Origin of the sequence: Ramlibacter sp., assembly GCF_035706265.1 — a bacterium.
GTDB lineage: Bacteria > Pseudomonadota > Gammaproteobacteria > Burkholderiales > Burkholderiaceae_C > Ramlibacter.
Genome location: NZ_DASSVG010000642.1, coordinates 1 through 2,890, shown reverse-complemented (window position 1 = coordinate 2,890; position 2,890 = coordinate 1). Strand labels below are relative to the sequence as shown.

Annotated in this window: 1 protein-coding gene and 1 pseudogene; one reads left to right on the top strand and one right to left on the bottom strand. The window is 67.5% G+C overall.

Going from position 1 to position 2,890, the window contains the following annotated elements; genetic code table 11:
* The coding region (locus VFM98_RS23075) for a nitrile hydratase subunit alpha (RefSeq protein WP_325112236.1) at positions 1-456 on the bottom strand (456 nt) is incomplete at its 3' end.
* A 10-nt stretch (positions 457-466) separates the two neighbouring features.
* Here VFM98_RS23075 and VFM98_RS23070 point away from each other — a divergent pair.
* A pseudogene (locus VFM98_RS23070) lies at positions 467-2,827 on the top strand (ribonucleoside triphosphate reductase).
* Positions 2,828-2,890 lie beyond the last annotated feature (63 nt).

The window sequence follows — 2,890 nt, the reverse complement described above, 5'->3', positions numbered from 1 at the left end:
GGTGATGCCGAATTCCGCCAGCACGCCGCGCGGATCGCGCACGGCGCGCGAGCGGTAGGGCGCGCTCTTGTACCAGACCGGCGGCAGCCCCAGCACCGGCCACGGATAGCAGCTGCACAAGGTGCACACCACCATGTTGTGCACCTGCTCGGTGTTGGGCACGGCCACCATGTGCTCGCCCTGGCGGCCGGTGTAGCCGAGCGACGCGATGGCGGCGGAGGCGTCGCGCAGCAGCCAGTCGAAGTAGGCGGGATCGGACCAGGCCTTCGCCACCACGCGGGCGCCGTTGCGCGGGCCGATGCGGGTCTGGTACGTCTCGACGATCGCGTCGAGCGCGCCGGGATCGATGTAGCCCTTTTGCGTAAGGATGGTCTGCAACGCGCGCACGCGCAGCTCGGTCGCATCGAGTTCGCTGTGCGCGTGGGAGTGGTCGTGATCGTGGTCGTGCTCGCCCATTCCCGCCACTATGCCGCACGCGCGCGGGACCTGCAACCGGGAGTTTGCGCCACGTCAAACACTACCTGTAGTGGCCGATCATACTTCGCGCCCTATATGTAGTGTCCAGACGGAGAGGAGGTCCATGAACGCAGCCCTGCACCCCGCCCCGCGCGAAGTCGTCAAGCGCAGCGGCGAACGCGCGCCCTTCGATGCGCGCAAGATCGAGAACGCGCTGGCGCGCGCCGGCGCCGCCAGCGGCGAGTTCGACGGCGACGAGGCCGCCCTGCTGTCGGCCCAGGTGCGCAAGGTGCTGATGTTCCGCTTCCACGGCCAGGCCCCGCACATCGAGCAGATCCAGGACGTGGTGGAGCAGACGCTGATCGCGGCCAACCACCTGAAGACCGCGCGCGCCTACATCGTCTACCGCGAGCAGCACGCCGCCATGCGCAAGGGCCGGCAGACGCTGGTGGACGTGCACGCTTCCATGAGCGAGTACCTGTCGAAGGCGGACTGGCGCGTCAACGCCAACGCCAACCAGGGCTACTCGCTCGGCGGCCTGATCCTCAACGTGGCCGGCAAGGTCACGGCCAACTACTGGCTGTCGCACGTCTACACGCCGGAGATCGGCGAGGCCCACCGCAGCGGCGACCTGCACATCCACGACCTCGACATGCTCTCCGGCTACTGCGCCGGCTGGTCGCTGCGGACCCTGCTGCACGAAGGCCTCAACGGCGTGCCGGGCAAGGTGGAGGCCGGGCCGCCGCGGCACATGTCGTCGGCCGTCGGGCAGGTGGTCAACTTCCTCGGCACGCTGCAGAACGAGTGGGCCGGCGCGCAGGCCTTCTCCTCCTTCGACACCTACATGGCGCCCTTCATCCGCAAGGACGCCATGACGTACGACCAGGTGCGCCAGTGCATCCAGGAGCTGGTGCACAACCTCAACGTGCCTTCGCGCTGGGGTACGCAGACGCCCTTCACCAACCTCACGTTCGACTGGACCTGCCCGGACGACCTGCGCGAGCAGGTGCCGGTGATCGGCGGCGAGGAGATGCCCTTCACCTACGGCGAGCTCGGCGCCGAGATGGACATGATCAACCGCGCCTTCATCGAGGTGATGACGGCGGGCGACGACAAGGGCCGGGTCTTCACCTTTCCCATCCCCACCTACAACATCACGCGCGACTTCCCCTGGGAATCGGAGAACGCCACCCGCCTGTTCGAGATGACGGCGCGCTACGGCCTGCCGTACTTCCAGAACTTCATCAACTCGGAGCTCGAGCCGAACATGGTGCGTTCCATGTGCTGCCGGCTGCAGCTGGACGTGCGCGAGTTGCTGAAGCGCGGCAACGGCCTGTTCGGCAGCGCGGAGCAGACCGGCAGCCTCGGCGTGGTCACCGTCAACTGCGCGCGCCTGGGCTACCTGCACCGCGGCGACGAGGCCGGCCTGCTGGGCGCGCTGGACCGCTTGCTGGAACTGGGCAAGCAGAGCCTGGAGACCAAGCGCAAGCTGATCCAGCGGCTGATGGACCAGGGCCTGTTTCCGTACACCAAGCGTTACCTCGGCACGCTGCGCAACCACTTCTCCACGCTGGGCGTCAACGGCATCAACGAGATGATCCGCAACTTCAGCGGCGACGCGCACGACATCACCAGCGCATGGGGCGAGGCCTTCGCGCTGCGCCTGCTCGATCACGTGCGCGCACGCATCGTCGCCTTCCAGGAGGAGACGGGGCACCTGTACAACCTGGAGGCGACGCCGGCCGAAGGCACCACCTACCGCTTCGCCCGCGAGGACCGCAAGCGCTGGCCCGACATCCTGCAGGCCGGCACCGACACCCATCCCTACTACACCAATTCCTCGCAGCTGCCGGTGGGCTTCACCGACGATCCCTTCGAGGCCATGCAGCGGCAGGAAGTGCTGCAGTCGAAATACACCGGCGGCACCGTGCTGCACCTCTACATGGGCGAGCGGCTCTCCAGCGCCGAGGCCTGCCGCACGCTGGTGCAGCGCGCGCTCATGCGCTTCCGCCTGCCCTACATCACCGTCACGCCGACCTTCTCCATCTGCCCCACCCACGGCTACCTGGCCGGCGAGCACAAGTTCTGTCCGAAATGCGACGAGGAGCGGCTGGCGAAGAAGCGCGCCACCCTCGCGCTGGCGGCCTGAATTCCCCTTGTCATCACGAAAGGATTGAGCATGAGCGTTCCCCCCAGCAACCTGCAACCGGACTTCAACACCTGCGTCGAGGTGGTCGAACTCTCCGACGACGAGCGCCAGCCCTGCGAGGTCTGGACCCGCGTCATGGGCTATCACCGGCCGGTGGCCAGCTTCAACATCGGCAAGAAGGGCGAGCACCAGGAGCGGCGCTTCTTTGTCGAACGCGGCTGACGCAGCCGGCGCCAGCCGCCTGCGCGTGGGCGGCCTGCAGCGCTGGACCAGCATCGACTTTCC